Here is a 25,807-nt window from a genome sequence, read left to right on the forward strand (position 1 = left end):
GTAATCCGAATGAACCCACCCCCACACGCCAGGGTGAGGCCATTCTTCGCCGTCACCTGCACATGCCCCTGCACCGACTGCACGGTGATGTCCTGCTGGGCTTTCATGCCCAGCCCATCGCCGTGGGATTCGATGTCCAGGGGTCCTTTGCCGGAGACCAGGCGCAGGCCTTCCTGTTGGGCCAGCAGCGAGATGCCCTGGTTGGCGTGGGCCGACAGCCGCTTGGCGGCGGCGAGGTTGATTTCGTTGTGGCTTTGCAGGTACAGCGCGTCGCCGCTCTTGAGCAGCAGGCTGGCCGGGGTGACGGCGCCGATGCCCTGGGGGGCGCTGAGCAGGATGGCGGCAGCCGAAAGGTCTTTTGCGTCGGCCTGGAGTTGTTCCAAGCCGCGCAGGTCGGGTTTGCGGCTGTGGTGGGCCTGGGCGATGTCCTGCCATTCGGCCATCTGCTGTCTGGCACCTTCGACCTGGGCGGTGGCCGGGTTCATGGTGAGGACGTCGCCCTTGGCCTGGGTTTGCTCATCAGCACTGATAAACACCCCCTTGCCCGCACGAAGGGCGCCATGTCCATCGGTGCGCAACTCAAACCCTTCCCCCCGCTTCGTCTGCTCGGCATCCACCAGATGCCCCAGGTTCAACTGGCTCTTGCCGCTGTGCTCGGTGCTGAGCTTGATGTGCTCCTGCCCGCGGGTGTCGTCCATGCGCAGTTTGTTGTTGCTCGGGGTGCGCAGCACGTTGCGGCGCTCGTTGCGGGCGGTGACGGGGTCCGGGTGCCGGTCGTCGTGCAGGGCGTGGGCGATGTAGGGGCGGTCGGGGTCGCCGTGCTCGAAGGCCACCGCCACTTCGGTGCCGGCCTGCAGCGGGAAATGCAGGCCGTGGGTGTCGCCGCCGTAGGGTCGGGCCAGGCGCAGCCAGGCGCTTTCGCGGCCGGCTTGCCAGGTGTCGCGGTCGAACAGGAAGCGCACCTTGTAGCGGCCCTCGAAGTCGAGGTCAGCGTACGGCGGGTTGACTTCCGGGTGACTGACGCGGGCGGGAATGGTGCCGCTGATGCGCGGCTTGGGCGGCAGCGGTGGGCGAAAGCACACGGTTTCCGAGTAAGGAATCGCTTGGAAGGTGGCGATGAAGCTGCGGTCCCGGGCCGCTTCGGTGCGCAGGCTGACGATCACCGCGCCAAACTCGAAGGCCTGGGGCGCGCCGCCGGTGATTTCGAGCATCTGGGCCGGGGCCAGGGTGGCGCTGCTGGTGGTGCCGCTGAGGCGGGTCTGGTCGTTGAGGTAGAGTTCATGGCGCAGGCGCGCGTAGAAAAAACCACTTTCGCTTTGCAGGTCCTCGTCCAGGGCGTAGCGCTCGCCCAGCACCGTGTAGGGTTCGCCGTAGTGATAGGCCTCGCCGTAGGTGCCCTTTGCGCGGCGGGTATGGTCGACCTCGCCGTCGAGGAACGCGTAGGCCTCGCGATGGTGGTAGGCGCGAAAGTTGATGTTTTTTTCCACCACCTGGTGGGCGGTTTGCAGGTGCCAGACCGCGTCCTGCTCGCTGGCGCACAAGCCGGACGGCGGGCGACACGGCAACTTGACGCCGCGCTGGTAGTGCCGCTGATCGTCGTGAAACTCCACCACGTCGATGCTCAGGCGGTCATCGCTGACGACCCGGTACCAGATGCCGACATCAGCCAGCAGGCGCTCGATGAAGGCCAGGTCGCTTTCGTCGTATTGCATGACCTGTTCACGCCGGGGGTAGTCGCGCACTACATTGAAATAGAAATGCTGGCCCCGGAAATCATGGCGCGTGCGCAGGATGTGTTCGACGATCTGCGGCACCGACTGGTGCTGGTAGATCCGAAACTGCTTGCCCCGCGCCAGCAGCGCGAAACGCGGTTGCAACGTGATTTCGTAGCGGGCTTCGTCGTTGGAGCCGGACAGGCGCTTGAACGCCGTGATCGCGCCATTGAACGTGCGCAGCGGCTTGATCTCCGGCGGCGCGAAGCCCTTGGGCGTCGGCGGTGGCGGCAGCGGGTAAAGACTGAAGTAAGCATCCCGGTTGAGCAGGTCGGTGACCACCAGGTCGCGCTCGGTGCAGGTGAATTCGATGCGGTAGTGGTAGGGCCGGCTCAGGTGCTCCTCGCCGGTGAAGGCCAGGACGTCGAGATGGGCTGTGAGGTCGCAGACGCTCAGGGTGTGGCGGCTGTGGTCGAAGAAGGTGGGCCGTTGATCAAGCATGTTGCCGATCCCCCCAGGCGTTTGCAGCCGCTTGTTCCAAGAGGGAACGTGACGGGGCAAAAACCGTGTCGGCGTCGCTTTGATTGAAATCGAGTTGGTGCTGTTCAGATCGGTCTGCTGGCATGACTTCCCTTGGTGCCCGCGTCTTGCGCGGGATTGGTTTTCAAGGGCATTCAGCGTGACTTACTTCAGAGGGTTGTTCCATCGAGTAACAACGGGTTCGGCGACGTTTGGGAAGCGTCCTATAGGGGAATATCGCAATCCCTTAGGAAATGACCCACACGGGGTTCATTGCCGCCATAAAAAAGGGCCACCCGAAGGCAGCCCTTAAAAAACTAGAGAGGTTTTTTGCTTACACGGCCGCGACAGGACGCATGTAAGAGATGGGTGCGGTGCTGGCGTCTTCGAACGTCACGACTTCCCAAGCATCTTTCTGCTCAATCAACTTGCGCAGCAGCTGGTTGTTCAGTGCGTGGCCGGACTTGAAGCCCTTGAACTCACCAATCAGGCTATTGCCCAGCAGGTAGAGGTCGCCGATTGCGTCGAGGATCTTGTGCTTGACGAATTCGTCTTCATAACGAAGGCCGTCTTCGTTCAACACGCCATCGGAGTCGACCACGATCGCATTTTCAACGCTGCCGCCGAGTGCGAGGTTGTGCTTGCGCAGGTACTCGATGTCACTCATGAAACCGAAGGTACGGGCGCGGCTGACTTCTTTTACGAACGAAGTGCTGGAAAAATCCACGCTTGCACTCTGGGTGCGGTCACGGAAAACCGGGTGATCGAAATCGATCTCGAAGCTCACCTTGAACCCTTCGAAAGGGACGAAAGTGGCGCGCTTGTCGCCGTCTTCCACTGTCACTTCCCGCAGGATGCGGATGAATTTCTTGGCCGCGTCCTGCTCTTCCAGGCCAGCCGATTGAATCAGGAATACGAAGGGTCCGGCACTGCCATCCATGATCGGGACTTCGGACGCGGAGAGCTCGACGTAGGCGTTATCGATGCCCAGGCCAGCCATGGCCGAGAGCAAATGCTCCACCGTGTCCACTTTGACGTCACCGTTGACCAATGTGGTCGACATAGTGGTTTCACCGACGTTTTCCGCGCGAGCAGGAATCTGCACCACAGGGTCGAGGTCGGCACGACAAAACACGATGCCGGTGTCGACAGGCGCGGGCTTGAGGGTCAGGTAGACCTTCTCGCCGGAGTGCAGGCCGACACCTGTGGCACGGATAATATTCTTCAGGGTGCGTTGTTTAATCATGGCATGGGCCGCTTCAGCGCAAATTGCGAACTGGTATCAACAAAGGCTGGCGATGATAGCAGACCAGACCTTTGCTGAACACCAATCACCCGTATACCCCTGATACATTCCATCAATCGGCCTGACGACGCAGGAAAGCCGGGATGTCCAGGTAATCCAGATCATCTTGCGGATTCATCTTCGCGGCAGTCGCAGCACCGGCCTGGGCCTGGTTGCGCATGACGGTCGGACGGTCCAGGTCACGGTAGTTCACCGCAGGCGTTTCCTGACGAGCGGCGGCTGGCTGCTGTGGCTGCGAAGCCATGGCAGTCTGCACGGTGTTGTCGATCACCTTCATCGGCTTCTCGATTTTCGCGCCCAGGCCAGTGGCAACCACGGTCACGTGCAGCTCGTCACGCATGTCCGGATCGATCACGGTGCCGACCTTGACCATCGCGTGGTCGGAAGCGAATGCCTCGATGATGCTACCCACGTCGGAGTACTCGCCCAAAGACAAGTCCGGACCGGCGGTGATGTTCACCAGGATGCCGCGGGCGCCCTGCAGGTTTACATCTTCCAGCAGCGGGTTGCGGATGGCCGCTTCGGTGGCTTCGCGAGCACGGTTCGGACCGCTGGCGCAGCCAGTGCCCATCATTGCCATGCCCATTTCGGACATCACGGTGCGCACGTCGGCAAAGTCGACGTTGATCATGCCTGGACGCTTGATGATGTCGGAGATACCGCGAACGGCACCGGCCAGTACATCGTCAGCCTTGGCGAAAGCCGACAGCAGGCTTGCGTCTTTACCCAGGATGGTCAGCAGCTTCTCGTTGGGGATGGTGATCAACGAGTCGACGCTTTCACTCAGCGCGCGGATGCCTTCATCGGCGATCTGCATGCGCTTGCGGCCTTCGAACGGGAACGGACGGGTCACCACCGCAACGGTGAGGATGCCCATTTCCTTGGCCACTTCGGCAATGATCGGCGCTGCACCGGTACCGGTACCACCGCCCATGCCCGTGGTGATGAACACCATGTTGGTGCCGGCCAGGACTTCAGCGATGCGCTCGCGGTCTTCCAGGGCAGCCTGACGGCCAACCTCGGGATTCGCGCCGGCACCCAGGCCCTTGGTCACGCCGGTGCCCAGTTGAAGGATGGTCCGCGCGCCGATGTTTTTCAGCGCTTGAGCATCGGTGTTGGCGCAGATGAATTCGACGCCTTCGATGTTGCTCTTGACCATGTGGTTGACAGCGTTGCCGCCGCCACCGCCGACACCGATTACTTTGATAACCGGGCTAGCGGGGATGTTGTCTACGAGTTCGAACATGTTCCCTCTCCTTTCATTCTCTAGTTTTTTCGCCTACTGCGTTTTATTGCCGTCTTGCAACGCCGAGCCTGAAACCCGGCGCCTGAAGCTTGAATCTTTAGAAATTGCCTTTCACCCAGGCCTGGAGCCGCTCGAACAGCGGAGCCTTGGGCTCGTCGCTGCTGTAGCTATCGCGGCTGCCAATCCCTGAGAACGAGATCCCGTCGGATTGCTTCTGCAGGCCGTACATCAACAGGCCCACGCCGGTGGAATAGATCGGGTTGCGGACCACGTCGTCCAGCCCCTTGACGCCATGCGGCACGCCCAGGCGCACCGGCATGTGGAAAATCTCTTCGGCCAGCTCGACCGCGCCTTCCATCTTCGACGTACCGCCGGTCAGCACGATGCCCGCCGGGATCAGGTCTTCGTAGCCACTGCGACGCAGTTCGGCCTGGATCAGCGTGAACAACTCGTCGTAACGCGGCTCGACCACTTCGGCCAGCGCCTGGCGCGACAGTTCGCGCGGCGGACGGTCGCCGACGCTCGGCACCTTGATGGTTTCACCGGCACCGGCCAGTTTCGCCAGGGCGCAGGCGTAGCGGATCTTGATTTCCTCGGCGTACTGGGTCGGGGTGCGCAGCGCCATCGCGATGTCGTTGGTCACCTGATCGCCTGCAATCGGGATCACGGCCGTGTGGCGAATCGCGCCTTCGGTGAAGATCGCGATGTCGGTGGTGCCGCCGCCGATGTCCACCAGGCATACGCCCAGCTCTTTCTCGTCGTCGGTCAGCACCGAGTACGCCGAGGCCAGCTGCTCGAGGATGATGTCGTCGATTTCCAGGCCGCAGCGGCGCACGCATTTCTCGATGTTCTGCGCGGCGTTCACCGCACAGGTCACCACGTGGACCTTGGCTTCCAGGCGCACGCCCGACATGCCCAGGGGCTCGCGCACGCCTTCCTGGTTATCGATCACGTAGTCCTGCGGCAGGGTGTGCAGCACGCGCTGGTCGGCCGGAATCGCTACGGCCTGGGCCGCGTCGAGTACGCGCTCGAGGTCGGCGGAGCTGACTTCGCGATCACGAATCGCCACGATGCCGTGGGAGTTCAGGCTGCGGATGTGATTGCCCGCCACGCCGACGAACGCCGAGTGGATCCGGCAACCGGCCATCAGCTGCGCTTCTTCGATGGCGCGCTGGATCGATTGCACGGTGGACTCGATGTTCACCACCACGCCTTTTTTCAAGCCGCGGGACGGGTGTGTACCGATTCCGACGATGACCAGCGTGCCGTCGTCCGCGACCTCGCCTACCAGCGCAACCACCTTGGAAGTGCCGATATCCAGACCGACGATCATTTTCCCGCTTTGCACGTTTGCCATGGGTCCTGCCTCTTCTTAATTCTTCGCGACGGCGGGTTCGGCCGTCGTCGGCGCTACAGGTTCCCGCCAGCCAACAGCGAGGCCGTTGGCGTAGCGCAGATCGATGCGCGCAATGTTCGTAATCTGTTCTTTGAGCGTCTTGTCATAGATGGCGATGAAGCGGCGCATCTTTTCCACCAGGTTGCCGCGCCCGAGCAGCAGCTCGATGCCCGGCCCCGAGCTGCCCGCGCCAGTGGTCAGGAACCAGCTGCCGCGTTCACGCAATTCCAGGCGCGCGATGGAGAAGCCCAATGGCCGCAACATCTGGCTCAACACCTGGTATTGCTGCATCACTTGTTGCTGGGCCCGCTGTGGACCGAACAGTTGGGGCAAATGTTCATAATTGGCCAATTCCCGTGGCGTAAACGCCTGGCCCTGGTTGTTCAACAGCGACTCGTCACCCCAACGGGCCACCGGCAATTGCTCTTCCAGGCGGATCGACACCTGGTCCGGCCACACTCGCCGGACTTCGGCGTGGGCGATCCAGGGCATCTGCTCCAGTTCCGTGCGCATGCCCGCCAGGTCGATGGTGAAGAAGCTCGACGCGACGAACGGGGCAATCCGCTGCTGCACCGCCTGCTGGCTGATGTAGCTCAGGTCGCCCTGGACATTGATCCGGGCAATCGGCCGGTCGGCATAAGGCAGCAACCGTTGCGCGCCTTCATACGTGCCGAACCCCAACGCCACCAGCAGCACCGGCCAGAACAGGCTCTTGAGAAAACCAAAATTGGCTTTCGGCAAGCGCGCCGACATCGGCTCTTTGGCCACCATTCGGCTGGCACCCCGCGGCACCGGCTTGCGACCGGGTGCGGATGGCTGATGACGAAGCGATGCGCCTTGCATGGCTTAACCTCTTGGCTCTTGATGGCCGACACTGGCAGCCAGGATCGCCAGCACCAGTTGCTGGAAATCCAGGCCGGCGGCACGCGCCGCCATCGGCACCAGGCTGTGATCGGTCATGCCGGGGGCGGTGTTGACTTCCAGGAACCAGAACTGCCCATCGGCGTCCTGCATCACGTCCGCCCGGCCCCAACCGGCGATGCCCAGCGCCTCACAGGCCTTGGCCGTGAGGTCCATCAGTTCTTTTTCCTTGGCGGCATCCAGCCCGCAGGGAATGCGGTACTGGGTGTCATTGGCGATGTATTTGGCGTCGTAGTCGTAGAACGTGTGGGGCGTGCCCAGGGCAATCGGGGGCAACACCTGATCACGCAGGGTGGCGATGGTGAACTCCGGACCGGTGATCCATTGCTCGACCAACACTTGCGAATCGTAGGAACTGGCGTCCTTCCAGGCTGCGGTCAACTCAGGCAGCGAATTCACTTTCGCCATGCCAATACTGGAACCTTCATGGGCCGGTTTGACGATCAAAGGAAAGCCCAGTTCCGTGGCCGCCGAAATACAATCGGCCTCGCTGGCGAGCACGGCGTGACGCGGCGTCGGAATGCCGAGGCTGTGCCAGACCTGCTTGGTGCGCAGCTTGTCCATCGCCAGGGCCGACGCGAGGATGCCGCTGCCGGTGTAGGGAATGCCCAGGCATTCGAGCAGCCCTTGCATGCTGCCGTCTTCGCCGCCGCGACCGTGGAGAATGATGAACGCACGGTCGATTTTTTCGCTCAGCAGGCGCTGCAGGAAATCGTCGCCCACGTCGATGCCGAAGGCGTCGACGCCAGCGCTCTGCAAGGCTTGCAACACGGCGTTACCGGACTTGAGGGACACCTCGCGCTCGGCACTCTTGCCGCCGAACAGCACGGCGACGCGGCCGAAGGCTTTCGGGTCAAGGGTCGAGGCCAGGTTGGCGTATGCAGCAGTCATTTCAGTTTCCCCTCGCTGGAGGCCACGATGGCTCCGGCGAATAACGGACTATTCAACAATTTCGGGGCCAGGCCACCGATGTCACCCGCGCCCTGGCACAGCAGGATGTCCCCAGCGCGCAGCAATGGCTTGACCAGCGGCGCGAGGTCCACGCCACGGTCGATGTAGATCGGGTCCAACTGGCCACGCTGGCGGATGCTGTGGCACAGCTGGCGGCTGTCGGCGCCGGGGATCGGCTCTTCGCCCGCCGGATAGACTTCCATCAACAGCAGCACGTTGGCATCGGCCAGGACCTGGACAAAATCGTCGTACAGGTCGCGGGTGCGGCTGTACCGGTGCGGTTGATAGACCATCACCAGACGCCGCTCCGGCCAGCCACCGCGCACGGCCTTGATCACCGCCGCGACTTCGGTCGGGTGGTGGCCGTAATCGTCCACCAGCATCACGTTACCGCCGTCCACCGGCAGCTCGCCGTAGACCTGAAAACGTCGGCCCACGCCCTGGAAGCCCGACAAGCCCTGGACGATGGCTTCGTCGCTGACGCCTTCGTCGGTGGCTATGCAGATGGTGGCCAAGGCATTGAGCACGTTGTGGTTGCCGGGCATGTTCACCGAGACGTCCAACGGCTCGCGGTCAGGACGCAACACGGTGAAGAAGGTCTGCATGCCCTTCTGGCGCACATTGATGGCGCGCACATCGGCTTCTTCCCCAAAGCCGTAGGTCACGGTTGGGCGCTTGATCAGTGGCAGGATTTCACGAACCACCGGGTCGTCCAGGCACACCACGGCCAAACCATAGAACGGCAGGTTGTGGAGGAACTCGACGAAGGTTTTCTTCAGTTTGTTGAAGTCGCCGTCGTAGGTCGCCATGTGGTCGGCGTCGATGTTGGTCACCACGGCCACCAGCGGTTGCAGGTGCAGGAAGCTCGCGTCGCTCTCGTCGGCTTCGGCGATAAGGTAGCGGCTGGTGCCCAGCTGGGCATTGGTGCCCGCGGCATTCAGACGACCACCGATCACAAAGGTCGGGTCCAGGCCACCGGCGGCGAACACCGAGGCGATCAGGCTGGTGGTGGTGGTCTTGCCGTGGGTGCCGGCGACGGCGATGCCGTGGCGATAACGCATCAGCTCGGCCAGCATCTCGGCCCGTGGCACCACGGGAATACGACGTTCCAGGGCGGTGGCAACCTCCGGGTTGGAGGTGTTCACGGCGCTGGACACCACCAGCACGTCGGCATTGGCGGCGTTCTCGGCACGGTGGCCGATAAAGATCTGCGCACCGAACGATTCCAGGCGTTCGGTGACCGGGGAAGCCTTCAGGTCGGAACCCGAGACCTGGTAACCCAGGTTCAGCAACACCTCGGCGATCCCGCACATGCCCACGCCGCCGATACCGACGAAGTGGATGCGACGGATGCGGCGCATTTCCGGTTGTGGCATGGCTTTGCGATTCTCAACCATGGGCCACCTCCAGGCAGGTGTCGACCACTTGGGCCGTGGCATCGGGTTTGGCCAGGCGGCGCGCGGCGCGAGCCATGTCTTCGAGTGTTTGCGGCTGCATCAAGACCTCTGTCAGGCGCGCGGCAAGATCCGCGGCGCCAGTCGTTCTTTGCGGCATCAGGAAGGCAGCGCCTTCACGGGCCAAATAATCGGCGTTGCGAGTCTGGTGATCGTCGATGGCATGGGGCAAAGGCACCAGCATCGAGGGCAGACCGGCGGCAGCCAGTTCACTGATGGTCAGCGCGCCTGCGCGACAGACCACCAGGTCGGCCCAGCCATAGGCCTGGGCCATGTCTTTGATGAAGGGCTGCACTTGCGCCTCGACGCCAGCGGCGCGATAGCGTTCGGCAGTCACTTCATCGTGGTTTTTGCCGGCCTGGTGAAACACTTCCGGCCGCAGTTCGGGGGCAACCTGCGACAGGGCTTCGGGCAGCAGCTTGTTCAACGGTTCGGCCCCCAGGCTTCCGCCCAGGACCAGCAAACGCGCCTTGCGTCCGGCCAGGGCCGGGCGCGGTGCAGCGAGGAACAGCTCCGTACGCACGGGATTACCCGTGGTGCGACGGCTGCCCGACAGGGTAAAGGTGTCCGGGAAGGCTTCACACACCCGGGCGGCCAACGGCACCAATAACCGATTGGCGGTACCGGCCACGGCGTTCTGCTCGTGGACGATCACCGGCACACCGGCCAGTTTTGCCGCAACACCGCCGGGCCCGGTCACATAGCCACCAAAACCGACCACGCACACCGGCCGCAGCCGACGAATGATCGCCCGCGCCTGCCAGACCGACTTGAGCAGCATCAGCGGCGCCTTGAGCAGCGATAGCTTGCCTTTGCCCCGCAGGCCGCTGGCATTGATCCGGTGCAGCTCCAGGCCAGCGGCGGGCACCAACTCATTCTCGATGCCCCGTGGCGTACCCAGCCAATGCACGGTGTAGCCGCGCGCCTGGAACTCCCGGGCACAGGCCAGCGCCGGGAACACATGCCCGCCGGTACCGCCCGCCATGATCAGCACGTTAGCGCCCATGAGTCGGCTCCTCGGCGAAGTCGCTCTCCTGGAATTCCATCTCTTCGCTGCCCAAGTGGGTTCGGCTCTCCCATTCGATGCGCAGCAACAGGCCGAGACAGGCACAGCAGATCACCAGGGAGCTGCCGCCATAACTGAGGAACGGCAGCGTCAGGCCCTTGGTCGGCAACAGGCCGACGTTCACGCCGATGTTGATCAGGAACTGGCCGATCCACAGGAACGACAGGCCATACGCCACATACGCGGCGAAGAACTGCTTGGCCTTCTCGGCCCACAAGCCGATGTACATGCCGCGCACGCAGACGAACACGAACAGTGCAACGGTGCACAAGGAGCCCACGACGCCGAGTTCTTCGGCCAGTACCGAAAACACGAAGTCGGTATGCGCTTCCGGCAGATAGAACTGCTTCTGCACACTGTTGCCCAAGCCCACGCCCAGCCACTCGCCACGGCCGAAGGCGATCAAGGCCTGGGTCAATTGATAGCCGGAACCGAACTGGTCGGCCCACGGATCGGTAAACGTGATCAGGCGCGCCATTCGATACGGTTGTGCCTGCACCAGCACGGTCACCGCCGCCACGGCCAGCGCCACCATCAGGATGAAGCGGAACAGCCCGACCCCACCGAGAAACAGCATCGCCGCAGCCGCGCCCATCATCACTACCGTGGCGCCGAAGTCCGGCTCCATCAGCAACAGGCCCGCCATGGGCAGCAACACGATGAATGGCTTGAAGAAGCCCATCCAGCTTTCGCGCACTTCCTTCTGGCGACGCACCAGGTAACCGGCAAGGAAAATCACCACGAAGACCTTGGCGATTTCCGAAGGCTGGACGTTGAAAAAACTGAAGCCGATCCAGCGCATCGAGCCGTTGACCTCGCGGCCGATGCCCGGCACCAACACCATGACCAGCAGGCCGAAGGCCCCCAACAGCATCATCCAGCCCAGGCGTTGCCAAGTGGCGATCGGCACCATCATGGTCACGATGCAGGCACCCAGGCCGATCACCAGGTAAATCAGATGGCGGATCATGTGATAAAGCGTGTTGCCCGACTGAACGGCAGCCACTTCCGACGACGCAGAGGTGATCATCACCAGGCCCAGGCCGAGCAATGCCAGGCAACCGGCGAGCATCGGGAAATCAAGGTCGATGCCACGGCCGGTGATCAGCGGCGACGGGTACGGCTTGATGATGTTCAGCAAGCTCATGCCAAGTCCTCCACGGCCTGGGCGAACAGGCGCCCGCGCTCTTCGTAGTTCTTGAACATGTCGAAACTGGCGCAGGCCGGCGACAACAGGACGGCATCGCCCGCTTGCGCGAGGGCGCGGCACTGCTGCACCGCCTCATCCAGCGAAGCGACACGAACCAGCGGCACCGCATCGCCCAACGCCTGGGCGATCAGTTCGCGGTCGCGGCCCATTAGCACCACGGCACGGCAATTGGCGGCCACGGGGCCGCGCAGGTCCTTGAAATCGGCGCCCTTGCCGTCACCACCGGCGATCAGCACGAGCTTGCCGTCGATGTCCGCGCCCAGGCCTTCGATGGCCGCCAGCGCGGCACCGACATTGGTGGCCTTGGAATCGTTGTACCAGGCCACGCCATCCAGATCGCGCACCCATTGGCAGCGGTGTTCCAGCCCTGCGAACTGGCGCAAGGCCGAGAGCATGGCGTCGAACGGCAGACCGACCGCGTGGCCCAGGGCCAGCGCCGCAAGGGCATTGGCCTGGTTGTGGGCGCCGCGGATTTTCAACTCACGCACTGGCATCAGGTTCTGGAATTGGAAAGCGAGGTATTTTTCGCCGTTCTCTTCACGCAAGCCGAAGCCTTTGAAATCCGGAACACCCAAGCCGAAGGTCCAGCACGGCAGCCCTTCACCCATCAGCGGACGGGTCAACGCGTCCTGGCGGTTGAACACGACCTGGCGGGCGCCACGGAAAACCCGGTGCTTGGCCAGGTGATACGCCGGCAGGCCGCTGTAGCGGTCCATGTGGTCTTCGCTGATGTTGAGCACCGTCGCCACTTCGGCGCCGAGATGGTCGGTGGTCTCAAGCTGGAAGCTCGACAGTTCCATGACATACAGCTCGATGTCATCGCCGAGCAGGTCCAGGGCCGGGGTCCCCAGGTTGCCGCCCACGGCGACGCGCTTGCCGGCCGCCGCGGCCATTTCACCGACCAGAGTGGTCACGGTGCTTTTCGCGTTGGAGCCGGTGATGGCGACAATCGGCGCCTTCGCGTTGCGGGCGAACAGCTCGATGTCGCCGGACAGTTTCACGCCTCGGGCAGCCGCAGCCTGCAGCGCCGGAGTCGCCAGGGCCAGGCCGGGGCTCACGTAGAGCTCATCGGCGCGGCACAGGAACTCGACGTCCAGCTCGCCACAACGCACGTCCACCTGCGGATAGTCACGGCGCAGCGTGGCCAGCTCAGGCGGATTTTCCCGCGTATCGGCCACGGCAAACGACACGCCCCGGTTCGCCAGGAAGCGAACCAGGGACATGCCGCTCTTGCCGAGGCCGACAACGATGCGGAAGTGGTCAGAAGCGATCAGGGACACTCGTTCTACCTCAGCTTCAGGGTGGCAAGGCCGATCAGCACCAGAATCACGGTGATGATCCAGAAACGGACGATCACGCGCGGCTCGGGCCAGCCCTTGAGTTCAAAGTGGTGGTGGATCGGCGCCATGCGGAATACCCGGCGGCCGGTCAATTTAAAGGAAGCAACCTGAATGACGACTGACAGGGTCTCCATCACGAACACACCGCCCATGATGAACAGGACGATTTCCTGGCGAACGATGACGGCAATGGTGCCCAGGGCCGCGCCCAGCGCCAACGCGCCGACGTCACCCATGAAGACTTGCGCCGGGTAGGTGTTGAACCAAAGGAAACCGAGGCCGGCACCGATCAGCGCGCCGCAGAACACGATCAGCTCGCCCGCGCCCGGTACATAAGGGATCAGCAGGTATTCGGCGAATTTCACGTTGCCCGACAGGTAGCAGAAGATCCCCAGCGCGCCGCCAACCATGACCGTCGGCATGATCGCCAGGCCGTCGAGGCCATCGGTGAGGTTGACCGCGTTGCTCGATCCAACGATGACCAGGTAGGTCAGCACGATGAAGCCAGCGCCCAGCGGGATGCTGTAGTCCTTGAGCATTGGCAGGATCAGGGTGGTTTCCACCGGCGAAGCGGCAGTCATATAAAGGAAGATCGCCGCGCCGAGACCGAACACCGACTGCCAGAAATATTTCCATCGGCTTGGCAGCCCACGGGAATTCTTCTCGATGACCTTGCGGTAGTCGTCTACCCAGCCGATGGCGCCGAAGAACAGGGTCACCAGCAACACGACCCAGACATAGCGGTTCGCCAGGTCGGCCCAGAGCAAGGTGCTGATGCCGATGGACGAGAGAATCAACGCGCCGCCCATGGTCGGGGTACCGGACTTGGACAGGTGCGATTGCGGACCGTCGTTGCGGACCGACTGGCCGATCTGCAGGTTCTGCAAGGTGCGGATCATCCACGGGCCCAGGAACAGCGACAACGACAGCGCGGTCAGCACACCCAGGATCCCGCGCAGGGTCAGGTACTGGAAGACCGCGAAGCCTTTGTGGAACTGTTGCAGGTACTCCGCTAGCAGCAGCAGCATTAATGTTTCTCCATACGGGTGCCACACAAAGCCGCAACGATGTTTTCCATCGCCGCACTGCGTGAGCCCTTGATCAATAAGGTGGTGTTCGGGTCTTGCTCGGCACCCAGGGCCTGGATCAACTCGGCCTGGGTGGTGAAATGCTGTGCATGCTCGCCAAACGCCGATACCGCATGGGCCATCATCGGGCCAACGGCGTACAACGCATCGACCTTGCCGCGGGCATACGCGCCGACATCATGGTGGCCTTGCTGCGCCCACTCACCCAATTCGCCGATATCGCCGAGCACCAGCACGGTGCGGCCGGAGAAACCGGCAAGGATGTCCACGGCCGCGCACATCGACGTCGGGTTAGCGTTGTAGGTGTCATCGATGACGCGCATGCCGTTGCTCGCCAGTTGGGCGACGGTGCGTCCCTTGACCGGTTGCACCGCGTTCAATCCCGCGGCGATGCCTGGCAACGAAACACCCAGGGCATGGGCGGCGGCGGCGGCGGCCAGGGCGTTGGCAACGTTATGGGTGCCGAGCAGGTTCAACTGCACGCGCTCGGCCCCGTCGGGGCTGTGGAGGTTGAAGGCCGGGCATCCGCGAGCATCGCGGTCCAGGTCGCTGGCGTAGAAGTTCGCGGCAAGGTTGCTCAAGGCAAAGGTCAGCACCTTGCGCTCGCCCGCCCGGGTTTTCCAGATTTCGAAGGCCTTGTCGTCGAGATTCAGCACGGCGACGCCATCGGCAGCCAACCCCTCGATGATCTCGCCCTTGGCTTCGACGATCTTTTCCGGGCCGCCGAACTCACCCACGTGGGCGGTCCCGGCGTTGTTGAGCACCGCCACGTGGGGCTTGGTCATGCCGACGGTGTAGGCAATCTCGCCGAGCCGCGAAGCACCGAGTTCAATGACGGCGGCGCTGTGCTCCGGCGCCAGCTCAAGCAGCGTCAGCGGTACACCGAGGTCGTTGTTCAGGTTGCCACGGGTCGCCAATACCGGGCCGCGCGTGCGCAGGATGCTGGCGAGCATTTCCTTGACCGTGGTCTTGCCGCTGGAGCCGGTGATGGCTGCGACCGGGTTGGTGAACGTCGCGCGATTCAACGCGCCGAGCTGGCCCAGGGCCTGGCGGGTGTCGCTGACCAGCAGTTGCGGCAGTGTGCTGTTGGTGACTTCGCGCTCGACCAACGCCGCGACCGCGCCTTTGCCAGCCACTTCGTTCAGATAATCGTGGCCGTCGAAACGCGGCCCGGCCAGGGCGACAAACAATTGGCCCGGCGCAATCGCCCGGCTGTCGATGCTGACGCCGTTGAACGTGGCGTCCGCCGCGATCAGGCGCGCATTCAAGGCGTTGGTCAGCTCGCTGAGTTTCAGGGCCTTAAGCATGGGCCACCTCCCATGCGGTCAGGGCGTGATCGGCTTCCACCAGGTCGGAGAACGCATGGCGTTCGCCGTTGATTTCCTGATAGTCCTCGTGGCCCTTGCCGGCCAGAACGATGACGTCATCCGCCGAAGCACTGGCAATCAATTGCGCAATGGCCTGGCCGCGTCCGGCCACGAAAGTGACGTTATCCTGCCCCGAGAAACCGGCGCGAATATCGTCGAAGATCCGCGAGGGGTCTTCGCTGCGCGGGTTATCGTCAGTGACGAGTACTCCATCGGCCAGCCGCTCCACGACTTGCGCCATCAGCGGACGTTTGCCACGGTCACGGTCGCCGCCACAGCCGAACAGGCACAGCAGCCGACCCTTGGCGTGAGGACGCAGCGCCGTGAGGACTTTCTCCAGCGCGTCTGGCGTATGGGCGTAATCGACCACCACCAGTGGCTGGGTGCCTCCGCCCAAGCGCTGCATGCGCCCGGCCGGGCCCTCGAGTTTTGGCAATACCTTGAGAACTTCATCCAGCGCGTAGTCCAGCCCGAGCAAGGCCCCGATGGCGGCCAATACATTGCTCAGGTTGAAGCGGCCCAGCAACGTGCTGCGCAGATGGTGTTCGCCCTGGGGCGTGACCAACGTGGCACGAACGCCTTCGTCGTCGAACTGTGCCTGGCGTACATAAAGGTAGGCGCCTGCATCTTCGAGGCTGTAGGTGATCAACCGCGACTCGCGACTCTCGGCGGCCAGCTGGCGGCCGAATTCGTCATCGACATTGATAACCCGGCATTTCAGGTTGTTCCAGGCAAACAGCTTGGCCTTGGCCTCGCCGTAGGCCTGCATCGTGCCGTGGTAGTCCAGGTGATCGCGGGACAGGTTGGTGAGCACGGCAACGTCGAAGGCCAACGCGGTGACGCGACCTTGATCGAGGCCATGGGAGGAAACCTCCATCGCGACGGCCTTGGCGCCAGCCTTCTTCAGGTCGGCCAGGGTCGCCTGCACGGCGATCGGGTTTGGCGTGGTGTGCAGCCCGCTCTTCAGCGCCCCGTGGAAACCGTTGCCCAGCGTCCCCACGATGCCACAATGCTGCCCGAGCAAGTCGAGCGCCTGTGCCACCAGTTGCGTCACGCTGGTCTTGCCGTTGGTGCCGGTCACGCCGATCAGGTTCAGGTGACGGCTCGGCTCGCCATAAAAACGCCCGGCGATATCCGACAACTGCGCCACCAGGCCCTTGACCGGAATCAGCGGGACATCGGTGATCGGCAGCACGGTCGCGCCGTTCACTTCATAGGCCACGGCAGCCGCACCGCGTTTCAAGGCATCAGCGATATGGTCGCGGCCATCAACACGGGCGCCCGGCACCGCCAGGAACAGGTCCCCGGCACGCACGTCGCGACTGTCCAGCGCCAGCTCGCGAATCAGCAGGTCATGACCGGCATGGGCAAAAATCTTGTTCAGGCTCAGGGACATCAGCCACGCCCTCCGTCGGCTTTCAAGGGAACGACCGGGGCGGTACTCGCCTGCTGGGTCGGCGGCAGATTATCCGGAGTAATGTTCATCAGGCGCAGGGTGCCGGACATCACTTTGCTGAACACCGGCGCAGAGACCAGGCCACCGAAGTAGCCTGCCTTGCTCGGTTCGTCGATAACCACCACGATGGCGTAGCGCGGGTCGCTCATCGGACCGAAGCCGGCGAACAGCGAACGGTAGGAATTCTCGGCATAGCCCTTGGTACCCACGGACGTCTTGCGCGCCGTACCCGACTTGCCGGCAACATGGTAGGCGGGCACTTGGGCACGATAGACACCACGCGGCGCCTCGATCACCTGTTGCAGCATGCCTTGCATCGTCTTGGCGACGTCTTCCGGAATCACTTGGGTGGTTTGCGGCGCCTTGTCGGTCTTGACCAGGGTCAGCGGTGCGATCCGCCCATTGTTGGCCAGCGCCGAGAAGGCGTGGACAAGCTGGATCGCCGTCACCGAAACACCATAGCCATAGGACAACGTGGCGGTTTCGGCCTTGCGCCATTCACGGTAGTTGGGCAGGTTGCCGACGCGCTCGCCCGGGAAGCCCAGGCCGGTGTCCTGGCCGAGGCCGATTTTCTGGGCCAGGCGATAGATCGCCTCGCCACCGATATCGAAGGCGATCTTGCTCATGCCCACGTTACTGGAATTGATCAGGATGCCGGTCAGGTCGAGCACCGGGCCTTCAGTCTTGGACACGTCGCGAATGGTGTATTTGCCGATCTGCAACGTCCCCGGATACACCTCGACGGTGTCACCCGGTTTCCAGCGCCCGGTTTCCAGGGCGGCGGCCATGGACACGGCCTTCATGGTCGAACCCGGCTCGAAGACGTCGATCATTGCGCGGTTACGCATCATCGCCGGTTGCAGGTTACGGCGGTTGTTCGGGTTGTAGGTCGGCTGGTTGACCATGGCGAGGATCTCGCCGGTCTTGACGTCCATGATCACCAGGCTGCCGGCCTTGGCGCCGTTCTCGACGATGGCATTGCGCAGCTCGCGGTTGGCCAGGTATTGCAGGCGCAGGTCAATGGACAACGCCAAGGGCTTACCGGCCTTGGCGTTTTTAGTGACTTGGACATCCTTGATCAGCCTGCCGCGCCGATCCTTGATGACCTGGCGCTTGCCGGCAACCCCGGCCAGCCATTCGTCATAGGCCAGTTCGACACCTTCTCGGCCCCGGTCATCGATGTCGGTAAACCCGACCATGTGGGCGGTGACTTCTCCGGCCGGGTAGAAACGCCGGAACTCTTCGATGCCATAGACACCAGGTACTTTCAGGTCGAGCACACTCTGGCCTTGCTCGGGCGTCAACCCGCGCACCAGGTAGATGAATTCTTTATTGGCCTGGGCTTCAAGGCGCTCGGCCAAAGCCTTGGGATCCTGGCCGAGGGCGGCGGCCAACGCCGGCCACTTTTCCTTGGCCTGCTGCATTTCCTTGGCGTTGGCCCACAGGGTTGTCACCGGGGTGCTCACGGCCAGGGGTTCACCGTTGCGGTCAGTGATCAGGCCACGGTGGGCCGGGATCGGAATATGACGCACGCTGCGGGCATCGCCCTGCTCCTTGAGGAAGTCGCGGTCGACGACTTGCAGGTCGATGATGCGCCACGCGATCGCTGCGACCATGATCCCGAGCAAGCCCAGGACCAGACGGAACCGCCACGGGAACAGTGCCCCTTCGAGCTTCATCATGGCGCCACCATCTGCACTTCGGCGGCGCCGGGGATGCGCATCTTCAATTGTTCGGTGGCCAATACCTCGATACGGCTATGGGCGGTCCAGGTGCTCTGCTCCAGGATCAGCCGGCCCCACTCAGCCTGCGCCTTGTCGCGCACGCTCAGTTCGTTATAAAGGGTGTTGAGCAACTGGCGGTTCCAGTGCGCGCTGTAAGACACGGCGATGGCCGAGACGAGCACGCCGATGAACAGCAGCAGCATGAAAAAGCTGCCGCCCGGCAGGGGCTTGGCGAAGAGCTTGCTCACCGCAGCTTCTCCGCGACACGCATGACAGCACTACGGGCACGCGGGTTGGCCTTGAGTTCGGCCTCGGAGGCGAACTGCGCTTTGCCATGGATCTTGATTTTCGGTACGAAAGCCTCGAAACGCACCGGCAGGTTGCGCGGCAGGTTGTCGGCTTCGCCTTTGGTGAGTTTGCGCATGAACAACTTGACGATGCGGTCTTCCAGGGAGTGGAAGCTGATCACCACCAACCGGCCACCGATCTCCAGCGCCTCAAGGGCGGCCTCGAGGCCAGCCTCAAGATCACCCAACTCATTATTGACATGGATACGCAGGCCCTGGAAGGCGCGAGTCGCTGGATTCTTGCCCTTCTCCCACGCAGGGTTGGCAACCTTCAGCACTTCGGCCAGGTCACCGGTGCGCTCGAATGGCTTGGTCTCGCGACGCTCGACCACGGCTCGCGCCATGCGGCCGGAAAAGCGTTCCTCGCCGTATTCCTTGAAGACACGGGCGATTTCTTCGACGGGCGCGGTGTTGACGAACTCAGCGGCACTGATGCCGCGGGACGGGTCCATGCGCATGTCCAGCGGGCCGTCATTGAGGAAACTGAAGCCACGTTCCGGGTCGTCCAGTTGCGGCGAGGACACGCCGAGGTCCAGCAGCACGCCGCTGATCTTGCCAGCCAAACCACGCTGGGCGACTTCCGAACCCAACTCGGCAAAGCTGCGCTGCACAACGACAAAGCGGCCGTCTTCGGCCGCCAGCGCTTGCCCGGTGGCAATCGCTTGAGGATCCTTGTCGAACCCCAGCAACCGACCATCAGGCCCCAACTGGCTGAGGATCAATCGGCTGTGCCCGCCACGCCCGAACGTGCCATCCAGATAGCACCCATCAGGACGTACGGCGAGAGCCTCGACGGCTTCGTCAAGCAGTACGGTGATGTGGTTAAAGCCGCTATCAATAGTCACAGGATCAAATCACGCAGTTCATCAGGCATGGCGCCCGGTTGTTGAATAGCAGCAAGGTCGGCGGCAGAAACCGCATTCCAGGCATCTTCGTCCCACAGTTGGAACTTGTTCAGCTGGCCCACCAGCATCGCGCGCTTGTCCAGCTTGGCGTATTCGCGCAGGCGCGGCGGGACCAGGAAACGACCACTGCCGTCGAGCTCAAGATCAACGGCATTACCGATCAACAAGCGCTGCAAACGACGGTTTTCTTCACGTAGCGAAGGCAGTGCGCGCAGTTTGGTTTCGATGATTTCCCACTCATCCAGCGGGTAGACGCACAAACATGGGTCAACGGCGTCGATCGTGACGATCAACTGCCCCGAACTTCGCGAAACGAGCTCGTCACGATACCGGCTGGGCATGGCGAGCCGGCCTTTTGCATCGAGACTGATTGCGTTAGCTCCGCGAAACACGTCAGCGTTTCTCCACTTTTTGGCGTTTTACCTTCAAAAAAACCCACTTCATGCCACTTTCCGCCACTTGCGCACACTATAGGAATGCGCCCACCGCACCGTCAAGGCGCGGAATGAAGGAAAAGCCTTATAGATCGGAGATTTAGGAGCGTTTCAGTAGGGGCAACAAGAATCTGACGTAGGAAATTTCGCTCCAACCTGAGGCAGTACAGGGAACTGCGCGCACAAGTTAAAGTGATTTGTTAAGAGTAAGATTTTTTTGGTATTAGGAACTGCGTCTGCCAGCGATTCCGGCAGGGAGGGAAAAAGGTGGAGAGTCGATCTGTAAGCCGGGTTCTGTCTTGAACAGTCATTCGTCTACGATGGCCATCACTGGACATCTTTAGCAACCTACCCGGTCCCAGCGCGGGCCACGCCTTGGGACCCTATTTGGTCTTGCTCCAAGTGGGGTTTACCTAGCCACGAACTGTTGCCAGCCGTGCGGTGCGCTCTTACCGCACCTTTTCACCCTTACCGGCGCCGAAACGCTTAGGCGGTTATTTTCTGTGGCACTTTCCGTAGGCTCACGCCTCCCAGGCATTACCTGGCACTTCGCCCTATGGAGCCCGGACTTTCCTCCCCCCCCTAATTTTCATAGAGGGCAGCGACTGTCCGATCGACTCTCCGCCGCGAAGGTTAACGGTACAGCGCCTCAAGAACAAGCGCTAAAAGCCCGCAACCAGCCGGGCATGGCGGTTTCATTGGTCCTTCTGCTTTTGCAGCGCGACCTGATACAGCACATTCTTGCGCTCGCCGGTGATCTGCGCGGCGAGAGCCGCCGCACGTTTCAATGGCATTTCCTCCAACAGCAGATCCAGGACGCGCATCGCTTCGCCACTCACGGCGTCTTCGCTTTCCGGCGGCGTCCACCCGGCCACCAGTACAACGCATTCACCGCGCTGTTGGTTGCTGTCGCTTTCGACGAAACCTCGCAATTGCGCCAAGGGCAGCCCCTTGAGCGTCTCGAAGGTTTTCGTCAGTTCCCGCGCCAGCAACGCCTGACGCTCGGGACCAAACACCAGCTCCATATCCTGGAGGCATTCAAGGATACGGTGCGGCGCTTCATAAAAGATCAATGTGCGCGGCTCTTCCTTTATAGCTTCCAGGCGCGCTCGTCGTCCCACCGCCTTGGCTGGCAGAAAGCCCTCGAAGATAAATCGATCCGACGGCAAGCCGGCCGCCGACAGCGCCGCGATCAACGCACACGCCCCGGGTACTGGCACCACATTGATGCCAGCAGCACGAGCCTGGCGCACCAGGTGATAACCCGGATCGGAAATCAGCGGCGTGCCGGCATCGGAAATCAGCGCCACGTTATCGCCCGCCAGCAGCCGGGTGATAAAACGACTGCCCTCGTCCCGCTCGTTATGTTCATGACACGCCGCCAGCGGCGTGGAAATGCCGAAATGCTGCAGCAAGCGCTGGGAGTGACGGGTATCTTCAGCGGCGATAAGGGCGACGTCCTTCAGGATCTTCAGCGCACGGGCGCTGATATCGTCCAGGTTGCCAATAGGCGTCGCCACCACGAAAAGCGAGCCAGCAGCGGAATTCGAAGCACCTGGAGCAGTCAAAACGCACACCTCATGAGGGTAAAAACCGCCATTGTAGCGTGTGCCGCCATTCTCGGCCGGTCACATTAGCACTTGTGGCGAGGGAGCTTGCTCCCGCTCGGCTGCGCAGCAGCCGTAAAAATCTGACAGCCACATTCTGATGTACCGTGTTGAATGGTTTTGGGGCCGCTGCGCGGCCCAGCGGGAGCAAGCTCCCTCGCCACGGGGAATCGACACCCTCAAATTTATGCTGCGCCGCACTCTTTGAAATACCTAAATTGATCGATTCACACCACTAACATCGCGCCCCAGCCGCTGCTTGGGTACAATTCGACGCTAATTTGATCTCGTATCAGGAACACTTACATGATCGCTTGCCTGCGGCTGCTCTCCGCCCTCTGCCTCGCTGCCCTCCTGGCGGCTTGCGCCAGTTCGCCTTCGTCCAGCCTTGGCGAACTCCCACGGACCCCGGATGCCAGTATCGAGCAATTGCTCGAACAGGCCACCCAAAGCAAAAACCCGGAAAAAGCCGCCCTGCTGCGCCTGAGCGCCGCGGACCTGGCCTACCGCCAGGGCAATGCCGGCCAGTCCGCACAGATCCTGCAACAAGTGCCGCTGGAGCAACTCAAGCCCGGCCAGCAGATTTTCGCCAGCACGCTGTCAGCCGAACTGGCGATGACCCGCAACCAGCCCAAGGCAGCGCTGACGTCCCTGGGCCATCCAAGCCTGCAGCACCTGGGCGAAATGCCGGTGGAACAGCAAGTGCGCACCGGCACCGTGCGTGCTCGGGCCCTTGAAGCCGATGGCCAGACCCTGGCGGCCGCCAAGGAGCGGATCTTTATCGCGCCGTTGCTGGAAGGCGAAGCCGCGGCGAAAAACCACGAGGCGATCTGGTCGCTGATCGCTTCGCTGCCTACCGATCAACTGCAACCGACCAACACCGACGACCTCGGTGGCTGGTTGAGCCTGGCCAAGGCGGTGAAAACCGCCGGCACCCTGGAGCAACAACAGGCCGCCATCGACAGCTGGCGCGAACAAAACCCGAAACACCCAGCCGCGCTTCAACTGCCGACGCCACTGGTCAAGCTCAAGGAGCTGGCAAGCCAGCCGCTGAGCAAGATCGCCTTGCTGCTGCCACAGAACGGCCCGCTGGCCTCGGTTGCCAAAGCCTTGCGCGAAGGGTTCATGGCTGCGCACTACCAGGCCCAACAGGCTGGACAGAAGCCGCCAAGCATTCAGGTCTATGACAGCGCCAGCCTGACTTCCATGGACGAGTTCTACCGCAAGGCCCAGGCCGACGGCGTACAACTGGTGGTCGGCCCGCTGGAAAAACCGCTGGTCAAGCAGATCAGCCTTCGCCCGCAATTGCCGATTACCACCCTGGCATTGAACTACAGCGAGGGCGAACAGGGCCCACCCCAACTCTTCCAGTTCGGCTTGGCCCCGGAAGATGAAGCCCGCGAAGTATCCCGTCGTGCTCGCGCCGACGGCCTGCATCGCGCCGCCGCCATGGTGCCGAAAGGCGAATGGGGCGATCGGGTATTGAAAGCCTTCAGCCAGGACTGGCAGGCCAATGGCGGCACCATCGTTGCGATCGAGCGTGTCGACCAGCCTGTGCAACTGGCCCAGCAGATCGCCGACATGTTCCAGTTGCGCCAGAGCGAAGGTCGCGCCAAGAGCCTGCAAAGCACGGTGGGCACCGCAGTAGCGGCCCAGCCTTCGCGTCGCCAGGACATCGAGTTCATTTTCCTGGCATCGACTCCGCAGCAGGCCCAGCAGATCAAGCCGACCCTGAACTTCCAGTACGCCGGCGACGTGCCGGTCTATGCGACGTCTTCGGTATTCAGCGTCAGCGGCGACCAGAACCAGTACAACGACATGAATGGCGTGCGTTTCTGTGAAACGCCATGGCTGCTCGACGCTAACGACCCACTGCGTCAGCAGGTCACTGCACAATGGCCGCAGGCCGGTGGCAGCCTGGGCCGACTGTATGCGATGGGTGCCGACGCCTATCGCCTCGCTCCACGCCTGGGCCAGCTCAAGGCACTTCCGGACAGCCGCATCGAAGGCCTGTCAGGCAGCCTGGCGATCTCGCCAACCCAGCGCGTGCAACGTCAATTGCCGTGGGCCCAGTTCATCAATGGCCAGGTGCAGCGCCTGCCGGACACTCAGCGCTGATGCTTGACCGATCACACTTGCAAAGCGGAAAGGATGCCGAGGGCCAAGCCCTCGCGCATCTGCAACAACAAGGTCTGCGCCTGCTGGCACAGAACTGGTTGTGTAAACGCGGCGAGCTGGATCTGGTCATGCTTGACGGCGATACAGTAGTATTCGTCGAAGTCCGCTACAGAAAAAATACCCAATGGGGCGGCGCGATCGAGAGCATCGACGAGCGCAAGCGCCAGAAACTGATTTTCGCCGCGCAGTACTTTCTGCAACGCGAGTCTCGCTGGGCCGATTACCCCTGCCGCTTCGACGTGGTCGCCATCGACAGCAACGCCGACCAGTTGAACTGGCTGCAGAACGCCTTCGACAGTTGAACGCCCAGCCTGGCCGGACACCTTCATTCAACTTTTTTGCTCTTTGCTTTGCGCGCCGCACATGCTTGTGCCGATAAGCCGCGCTACTTAAGGTCACACAGATGGACATGCAATCGCGAATCCGCCAGCTTTTTCAGGCCAGTATCGACACCAAGCAACAGGCGATGGACGTACTTGCACCGCACATCGAGCAAGCCAGCCAAGTGATGGTCAACGCCTTGCTCAACGAAGGCAAGATGCTCTCGTGTGGCAACGGCGGTTCGGCCGGCGATGCCCAGCACTTCTCATCGGAGCTGCTCAACCGCTTCGAACGCGAACGCCCGAGCCTGCCGGCAATCGCATTGACGACCGACAGCTCGACGATCACCTCGATCGCCAACGATTACAGCTACAACGAAGTGTTCTCCAAGCAGATCCGCGCCCTCGGCCAACCCGGCGATGTGCTTCTGGCGATCTCCACCAGCGGCAACTCGGCCAATATTATTCAAGCGATCCAGGCCGCACATGATCGCGAAATGATTGTCGTAGCATTGACCGGTCGCGACGGCGGCGGCATGGCATCCTTGCTCTTGCCCGAAGACGTCGAGATTCGCGTACCGGCCAATGTCACCGCACGTATTCAGGAAGTCCACCTGCTGGCGATCCATTGCCTTTGCGACTTGATCGACAGCCAACTGTTCGGGAGTGAAGAATGACCCCTAATCGCCTAGGCCTTCTGGCCCTGACCCTGTGCCTCGGCATCAGCGGCTGCACATCGGTGGTTAACGCCAGCCGGGAAAAGCCGATCGAAGATGACCGCGGCACCCGCACGTTCGGCAGCAAGATCGATGACTCCCTGATCGAAACCAAAGTCGGCGTGAACATCGCCAAGGCCGACCCGGACCTGGACAACAATTCGCACATCGTCGTCACCAGCTTCAACGGCGTCGTGCTGCTGGCCGGCCAGACGCCACGGGCCGACCTCAAGGCCAAGGCCGAGCAGGAGGCCAGCGCCGTGCAGCGGGTCAAGACCGTGCATAACGAATTGCAGGTCTTGCAGCCCTCTTCCCTGCTGGCGCGCCAGAACGATGCCTGGCTGACGACCAAGATCAAGACGCAGATGCTGACCGACGCCAGCATTCCAGGGTCGCGCATCAAGGTCGTGACCGAGAACGGGATTGTCTATCTGCTGGGGCTGCTGACCAAGCAGGAGGCTGCGCAGGCGACCAACCTGGTTCAGGGTGTGTCTGGGGTGCAGAAGATCGTTAAGTTGTTCGAGTACATCGACTGAACAAGTAA

The 25,807-nt window shown here is 62.4% G+C and carries 22 protein-coding genes and 1 other RNA gene; 4 read left to right on the plus strand and 19 right to left on the minus strand.

Translation table 11 applies throughout. The features are described from left to right. From ACLK1G_RS10700 to rsmI, 19 genes are all read right to left on the minus strand, one after another. Positions 1-2,213 (minus strand): type VI secretion system Vgr family protein (locus tag ACLK1G_RS10700; RefSeq protein WP_420765419.1); only part of this gene is annotated, 2,213 nt, incomplete at its 3' end. Between the two features lie 352 nt (positions 2,214-2,565). Further along, entirely contained in the window at positions 2,566-3,477 is a 912-nt protein-coding gene (gene lpxC / locus ACLK1G_RS10705; protein ID WP_095106092.1) for a UDP-3-O-acyl-N-acetylglucosamine deacetylase, read from the minus strand. Positions 3,478-3,589: 112 nt separating this feature from the next. Beyond that, positions 3,590-4,783, minus strand: coding sequence for a cell division protein FtsZ (ftsZ, locus tag ACLK1G_RS10710; RefSeq protein ID WP_420765420.1), 1,194 nt, complete (start codon positions 4,781-4,783; stop codon positions 3,590-3,592). 97 nt (positions 4,784-4,880) lie between these two features. Continuing rightward, positions 4,881-6,140: a cell division protein FtsA gene (ftsA, locus tag ACLK1G_RS10715; protein WP_003205342.1), complete on the minus strand. Its 1,260-nt coding sequence runs from the start codon at positions 6,138-6,140 to the stop codon at positions 4,881-4,883. A 15-nt stretch (positions 6,141-6,155) separates the two neighbouring features. Next, positions 6,156-7,022, minus strand: coding sequence for a cell division protein FtsQ/DivIB (locus ACLK1G_RS10720; RefSeq protein ID WP_042729561.1), 867 nt, complete (start codon positions 7,020-7,022; stop codon positions 6,156-6,158). Positions 7,023-7,025: 3 nt separating this feature from the next. Beyond that, positions 7,026-7,991, minus strand: a complete 966-nt coding sequence (locus ACLK1G_RS10725) for a D-alanine--D-alanine ligase (protein ID WP_420765421.1) — start codon at positions 7,989-7,991, stop codon at positions 7,026-7,028. Then, positions 7,988-9,448 (minus strand): UDP-N-acetylmuramate--L-alanine ligase, encoded by a 1,461-nt coding sequence (gene murC / locus ACLK1G_RS10730; protein WP_420765422.1) that lies wholly within the window; start codon positions 9,446-9,448, stop codon positions 7,988-7,990. Before murC ends, ACLK1G_RS10725 begins: the two co-directional genes overlap by 4 nt. Next, on the minus strand, positions 9,441-10,511 hold the full coding sequence (gene murG, locus ACLK1G_RS10735; protein WP_420765423.1) for an undecaprenyldiphospho-muramoylpentapeptide beta-N-acetylglucosaminyltransferase: 1,071 nt from the start codon (positions 10,509-10,511) through the stop codon (positions 9,441-9,443). The genes murC and murG overlap by 8 nt, the downstream gene beginning before the upstream one ends. Beyond that, on the minus strand, positions 10,501-11,718 hold the full coding sequence (ftsW, locus tag ACLK1G_RS10740) for a putative lipid II flippase FtsW (RefSeq protein ID WP_420765424.1): 1,218 nt from the start codon (positions 11,716-11,718) through the stop codon (positions 10,501-10,503). Before ftsW ends, murG begins: the two co-directional genes overlap by 11 nt. Continuing rightward, positions 11,715-13,061, minus strand: coding sequence for a UDP-N-acetylmuramoyl-L-alanine--D-glutamate ligase (gene murD / locus ACLK1G_RS10745; RefSeq protein WP_420765425.1), 1,347 nt, complete (start codon positions 13,059-13,061; stop codon positions 11,715-11,717). The genes ftsW and murD overlap by 4 nt, the downstream gene beginning before the upstream one ends. Positions 13,062-13,066: 5 nt before the next feature. Next, entirely contained in the window at positions 13,067-14,149 is a 1,083-nt protein-coding gene (gene mraY, locus ACLK1G_RS10750) for a phospho-N-acetylmuramoyl-pentapeptide-transferase (RefSeq protein WP_053124966.1), read from the minus strand. Further along, on the minus strand, positions 14,149-15,516 hold the full coding sequence (locus ACLK1G_RS10755; RefSeq protein WP_420765426.1) for a UDP-N-acetylmuramoyl-tripeptide--D-alanyl-D-alanine ligase: 1,368 nt from the start codon (positions 15,514-15,516) through the stop codon (positions 14,149-14,151). Before ACLK1G_RS10755 ends, mraY begins: the two co-directional genes overlap by 1 nt. After that, on the minus strand, positions 15,509-16,972 hold the full coding sequence (locus ACLK1G_RS10760) for a UDP-N-acetylmuramoyl-L-alanyl-D-glutamate--2,6-diaminopimelate ligase (RefSeq protein WP_420765427.1): 1,464 nt from the start codon (positions 16,970-16,972) through the stop codon (positions 15,509-15,511). Before ACLK1G_RS10760 ends, ACLK1G_RS10755 begins: the two co-directional genes overlap by 8 nt. Continuing rightward, positions 16,972-18,711 carry a peptidoglycan D,D-transpeptidase FtsI family protein gene (locus ACLK1G_RS10765; RefSeq protein WP_420765650.1) on the minus strand — a complete coding sequence of 580 codons (1,740 nt, stop codon included), beginning with the start codon at positions 18,709-18,711 and terminating at the stop codon, positions 16,972-16,974. The genes ACLK1G_RS10760 and ACLK1G_RS10765 overlap by 1 nt, the downstream gene beginning before the upstream one ends. Then, a complete protein-coding gene (gene ftsL, locus ACLK1G_RS10770; RefSeq protein ID WP_003178214.1) occupies positions 18,711-19,004 on the minus strand; it encodes a cell division protein FtsL in 294 nt (97 codons plus the stop codon). Before ftsL ends, ACLK1G_RS10765 begins: the two co-directional genes overlap by 1 nt. Beyond that, on the minus strand, positions 19,001-19,948 hold the full coding sequence (gene rsmH, locus ACLK1G_RS10775) for a 16S rRNA (cytosine(1402)-N(4))-methyltransferase RsmH (protein ID WP_420765428.1): 948 nt from the start codon (positions 19,946-19,948) through the stop codon (positions 19,001-19,003). Before rsmH ends, ftsL begins: the two co-directional genes overlap by 4 nt. Then, positions 19,945-20,400, minus strand: a complete 456-nt coding sequence (gene mraZ / locus ACLK1G_RS10780; protein ID WP_003205355.1) for a division/cell wall cluster transcriptional repressor MraZ — start codon at positions 20,398-20,400, stop codon at positions 19,945-19,947. Before mraZ ends, rsmH begins: the two co-directional genes overlap by 4 nt. A gap of 309 nt (positions 20,401-20,709) precedes the next feature. After that, positions 20,710-21,063, minus strand: an RNA gene (gene rnpB / locus ACLK1G_RS10785) — RNase P RNA component class A. Positions 21,064-21,137: 74 nt separating this feature from the next. After that, the gene (gene rsmI, locus ACLK1G_RS10790) at positions 21,138-22,010 is read right to left on the minus strand and encodes a 16S rRNA (cytidine(1402)-2'-O)-methyltransferase (protein ID WP_420765429.1); all 873 of its coding nucleotides are present in this window, start codon (positions 22,008-22,010) and stop codon (positions 21,138-21,140) included. Positions 22,011-22,355: 345 nt separating this feature from the next. Here rsmI and ACLK1G_RS10795 point away from each other — a divergent pair, with 345 nt between their 5' ends. The 4 genes from ACLK1G_RS10795 to ACLK1G_RS10810 all read left to right on the plus strand — a co-directional run bounded on the left by ACLK1G_RS10795 (position 22,356) and on the right by ACLK1G_RS10810 (position 25,799). Further along, entirely contained in the window at positions 22,356-24,167 is a 1,812-nt protein-coding gene (locus ACLK1G_RS10795) for a penicillin-binding protein activator (protein WP_420765430.1), read from the plus strand. Continuing rightward, complete coding sequence (locus ACLK1G_RS10800; RefSeq protein ID WP_420765431.1) at positions 24,167-24,529, plus strand: YraN family protein; 363 nt, start codon at positions 24,167-24,169, stop codon at positions 24,527-24,529. Before ACLK1G_RS10795 ends, ACLK1G_RS10800 begins: the two co-directional genes overlap by 1 nt. 101 nt (positions 24,530-24,630) lie before the next feature. Next, entirely contained in the window at positions 24,631-25,224 is a 594-nt protein-coding gene (locus tag ACLK1G_RS10805) for a phosphoheptose isomerase (RefSeq protein WP_007928463.1), read from the plus strand. Further along, positions 25,221-25,799, plus strand: a complete 579-nt coding sequence (locus ACLK1G_RS10810) for a BON domain-containing protein (protein ID WP_030139689.1) — start codon at positions 25,221-25,223, stop codon at positions 25,797-25,799. The genes ACLK1G_RS10805 and ACLK1G_RS10810 overlap by 4 nt, the downstream gene beginning before the upstream one ends. The last annotated feature ends 8 nt before the right edge of the window (positions 25,800-25,807 follow it).

Origin of the sequence: Pseudomonas algeriensis (genome assembly GCF_048847255.1) — a bacterium.
Classification (GTDB): Bacteria; Pseudomonadota; Gammaproteobacteria; order Pseudomonadales; family Pseudomonadaceae; genus Aquipseudomonas.